At 52.6% G+C, this 4,691-nt stretch carries 2 protein-coding genes; both read right to left on the minus strand.

Annotation, left to right across the window (positions count from 1 at the left end; genetic code table 11):
- A partial coding sequence (locus CX664_RS24695) for a DUF1601 domain-containing protein (RefSeq protein WP_146000337.1) occupies nt 1–2,555 on the minus strand: 2,555 nt, incomplete at its 3' end.
- Between the two features lie 106 nt (nt 2,556–2,661).
- Nucleotides 2,662–4,691: RAP domain-containing protein (locus CX664_RS24700; RefSeq protein ID WP_146000339.1), on the minus strand; the 2,030-nt coding region annotated here is incomplete at its 5' end.

Genomic DNA, 4,691 nt, shown 5'->3' on the forward strand with positions numbered 1-4,691 from the left:
CGGAATTCGGCTTGAGGTTTTGAAACAGTTGTCCGGTAATGGGGGACGACCGGACAGGCTCTACCAAGCCAACTTGCGGCCATGGCAATAACGGATTGATCCTCTAAGTTATCCGGAGATGTATTTTCCACGCGAGCAAACAGGTCATCCATTTGCTTTTCAAACCAGTTATTGCTTCGGGAGTCCATAGACAATCTGGCACAGCAAACCATCACTCCCCAGAGAGACATCAATAGGTTTTGCTGTGAGAGCTGAGGGTTTTCACTGATTCGGTAAACAAGCGATTCAAACATAGAGGTAACCGCTTTCAGCTCAACGAACTCACCCAGTTTCGCCGTGGCCCACAGCAGATTGGCGATTTCCTGTGGTTTAAAGCTGGCTTTCTGTGCGTTAACGTGGCGCAACAGCACGGCCACGGCCTCGTCGAGTTCTGATGTCCACTCCCCGTTGTCCACCAGTTTCGCCATGGCCCACAGCAGGTTGGCGATATGCTGGGCATTAAACAGGTTTTTGTGTGCGTTCACGTGTTGTAGCAGCGCGGCCACAGCCTTGTTGAGCTCTGGTGTTCGCTCCAGCCCGTTGTCCACCAGTTTCGCCATGGCCCACAGCAGGTTAGTGATTCCCAGGGCTTTAAATTGGTCTTTCTTCGCGTTCACGTGAGGCAACAGTGCAGCCACGGCCTCGTTAAGCCCTGGTGTCCGCTCCTGCCCGCTATCCACCAGTTTCGCCATGGCCCACAGCAGGCTGGCGATTCCCTGTGGTGTAAAGTTATCTTTCTTTGCGTTCACGTGTGGCAACAGCGCGGCCACGGCCTCTTTAAGCTCTGGTGTCCTATCCAGCCCGTTGTCCAGCAGTTTCACCATGGCCCACAGCAGGTTGGCGATTTCTTGAGGATTAAAGTTAGCTTTCGCTGTGTTGACGAGTGGCAACAGCCCGGCCACGGCCTCTGTGAGCAGCGGTGTCCGCTCCAGCCCGTTGTCCACCAGTTTCGCCGTGGCCCATAGCAGGTTGGTGATTTCCTGTAGTTTAAAGTTAGCTTTCTGTGCGTTCACGAAGGGCAACAGCGTGGCCACGGCCTCTTTGAGCTGTGGTGTCCGCTCCAACCCCTTATCAACCAGTTTCGCCATGGCCCACAGCAGGTTGGCGATTCCCCGGGCATTAAATTGGTCTTTATGTGTGTTTACGTGGGGCAACAGCGCGACCACGGCCTTATTGAGCCCTGGTGTCTGCTCTTGCCCGTTGTCCACCAGTTTCGCCATGGCCCACAGCAGGTTGACGATTTCCTGTGGTTTAAAGTTAGCTTTCTGTGCGCTCACGTGGGACAACAGCGCGGCCACGGCCTCGTTAAGTTCTGGTGTCTGTTCCTGCCGGTTGTCCACCAGTTTTGCCATGGCCCACAGCAGGTTGGCGATATGCTGAGGAATAAATTGGTTATTTTTTGCGTTCACGAGGGGCAACAGTGCGGCCAAAGCCTCTTTGAGTCCTGGTGTTAACTCATATCTGTTATCCACCAGTTTCGCCATGGCCCAGAGCAGGTTGGCGATACCCTGTGGTGTAAAGTTTGCTTTCTGTGCGCTCACATGGGGCAACAGCGCGGCAACGGCCTCTTTGAGTTCTGGTGTCCGCTCCTGCCCGCTGTCCACCAGTTTCGCCATGGCCCACAGCAGGTTGGTAATGCCCTGGGCATTAAATTGGTCTTTCTGTGCGTTCACGAGGGGCAACAGCGCGGCCGTGGCCCCCTTGAAAACTGATGTCTGCTCCTGCCCGCTATCCACCAGTTTCGCCATGGCCCACAGCAGGTTGGTGATATGCTGAGGAATAAACTGGTCTTTTAGTGCGTTCACATGGGACAACAGCGCGGCCATGGCCTTTTCGATCTCTGGTGTCCGCACCTGCCCGTTGTCTACCAGTTTCGCCATGGCCCACAGCTGGTTGGCGATTCCCCGGGCATCAATATCCCTGACTTCAGGTTTTTGGTTGCAATTAAATATTATTGCATCAAGCAGCGTTGACAATAAGGCAACTTGAGTACGCTTAACACGCTCATCTATGGGGTTATGGGCAGTAAAAACACCCGCTGAAGTAAATGAGTGCAGTGTCGTCGTCAGGCTTCGCCAATTCCAGCTTCGCGTTGCTGTGAAATTTTGCAGCAAATGTATCAGCTGGCCTTGTTCCGCTCGATTTAACGGTCTTTTAGACGTTGACGTGTATTTTTTAATTGAACTGGCATATAGGCCGTGATCTCTCCCATCATAACGATCACCGAGACGATCTGATTTACTCACCAGACCATTTATTATTTCTTTTTTTATGAGGGCATTAAAATCTTGAGCAATGTTTACTGAACGGCGCAGCAGATGTTGATGAGGGCGTGCACCAGGAGAATGGTAAAATTCATTGTGCCCCAGGGCTGGGCGGGGGGGATTATCCCGATGTCTGACTGTACACTGTCTATATCGTCCACACCTTGCAGAAGCGGTATGGTTATCCGGCTGGTTGTCATCATTACCTGATCTTGCGTATTTACCACTGATACCAGCAGAGGTTCTATGCATAATTATATTTCATTAATTCATGGAAATATAAAAAGCAGACTGCGGTTCTGTTCAGAAGTTCATTTTGCTGGAATGTGAAAACGGTTCCTGGGTTGAAAGGAGGGAATTACTGGCTGTTTTTTCTCTTCCTCTTGGCTGGTTTGCCGGTTTGTTCTTCTAAATGTTCTTGGGCGGTTAAGTAACCGTGATTTGAGGGTTGCCTGCCTTTATCAGCAGTAACGTATGCTGCATCTGCCCACCTTCTTTTAAGTGATACAGAGCCATGCCCTTGTGGCGGGATCCCTGTCCTGGTTTTTATTTGATCAATGTATGGTTTCATTAAATCCTGATTCCAAAGCCTGTTAACCGGAATTTCAATGACCTCAAATCCTGCTTTTTGCAACAGTGCGATTTTAAGCAGCGTCGAACCCTTCCTGGTGTTGAAATCACCACCCACGTAATGAGAGGGCCCCTGAACTTCAATCACCATGTTGTGATCTGGCAGTAGCAGGTCAACCGGAGGCAGTGAGTTCAGACTTGTTTCTTCTGCAATCTGCAAAGAGGGAAAGCATGATTGGAGTTGATCGCGAACGTCGGATTGACGTTTTGACCTGGTAGTCTGGTAACGGGGGACGACCGGGCACGCTCTCCCAAGCCAGCTTGCGGCCATAGCAATGATGGTTTGATCCTCTTCATTGTCTGGGGAGGTGTTTTCCAGACGAGTAAACAGGTCATCCATGTGTTTTTCAAGCCAGTTATTGTTATTGGAGTCCAGAGACAACCTGGCACAGCAAATCATTACTCCCCAGAGAGACATCAATATGTCTTGCTGTGAGAGCTGAGGGGTTTCACTGATTCGGTAAACAAGCGATTCGAACATAGAGGTAACCATGTTCAGCTCAACGAACTCACCCAGTTTCGCCGTGGCCAACAGCAGATTGGCGATTTCCTGTGGTTTAAAGTTAGCTTTCTGTGTGTTCACGTGGCGCAACAGCGCGGCCACGGCCTGGTTAAACTCTGGTGTCCGCTCCTGCCCGCTATCCACCAGTTTCGCCATGGCCCACAGCAGGTTGGCGATAGCCTGAGGGGTAAAGTTATCTTTCTGTGCGTTCACGTGTGGCAACAGCGTGGCCACGGCCTCTTTAAGCTCTGGTGTCCTATCCTGCCCGTTGTCCAGTAGTTTCGCCATGGCCCACAGCAGGTTGGCGATTTCCTGTGGTTTAAAGTTAGCTTTCTCTGGGTTCACTTGTGGCAACAGCACGGCCACGGCCTCTTTGAGCTGCGGTGTCCGCTCCTGCCCGTTGTCCACCAGTTTCGCCGTGGCCCATAGCAGGTTGGCGATTTCCTGTGGTGTAAAGTTAGCTTTCTGTGTATTCACGTGGGGCAACAGTGCGGCCACGGCCTCTTTGAGCCCTGGTGTCTGCTTCTGCCCGCTGTCCACCAGTTTCGCCATGGCCCAAAGCAGGTTGGCGATACCCTGGGCATTAAATTGGTCTTTCTGTGCGTTCACGTAGGGCAACAGCGTGGCCACGGCCTCTTTGAGCTCTGGTGTCCACTCCTGGCCGTTGCCCACCAGTTTCGCCATGGCCCACAGCAGGTTGGCGAAATGCTGAGGAATAAATTGGTCTTTCTGTGCATTCACGTAGGGCAGCAGCGCGGCCACGGCCTCGTTGAGCCCTGGTGTCCGCTGCTGGCCGTTGTCCACCAATTTCGCCATGGCCCACAGCAGGTTGGTAATACCCTGTGCATTAAATCGGTCTTTATGTGCGTTTACCCGGGACAACAGCGCGGCCACGGCCTCGTTGAACTCTGGTGTCTGCTCCTGCCCGTTGTCCACCAGTTTCGCCATGGCCCACAGCAGGTTGGCGATTTCCTGTGGTTTAAAGTGAGCTTTCTGTGCGTTCACGTAGGGCAACAGCGCAGCCACGGCCTCGTTGAGCTCTGGCGTCTGCTCCTGCCCGTTGTCCGCCAGTTTTGCCATGGCCCACAGCAGGTTGGTGATACCCTGGGCATTAAATTGGTCTTTCTGTGCGTTCACGTGGGGCAACAGCGCGGCCACGGCCTCGTTGAACTCTGGTGTCTGCTCCTGCCCGTTGTCCACCAGTTTCGCCATGGCCCACAGCAGGTTGGCGATTTCCTGTGGATTAAAGTGATCTT

The sequence above is a fragment of the Endozoicomonas acroporae genome (genome assembly GCF_002864045.1).
GTDB lineage: Bacteria > Pseudomonadota > Gammaproteobacteria > Pseudomonadales > Endozoicomonadaceae > Endozoicomonas > Endozoicomonas acroporae.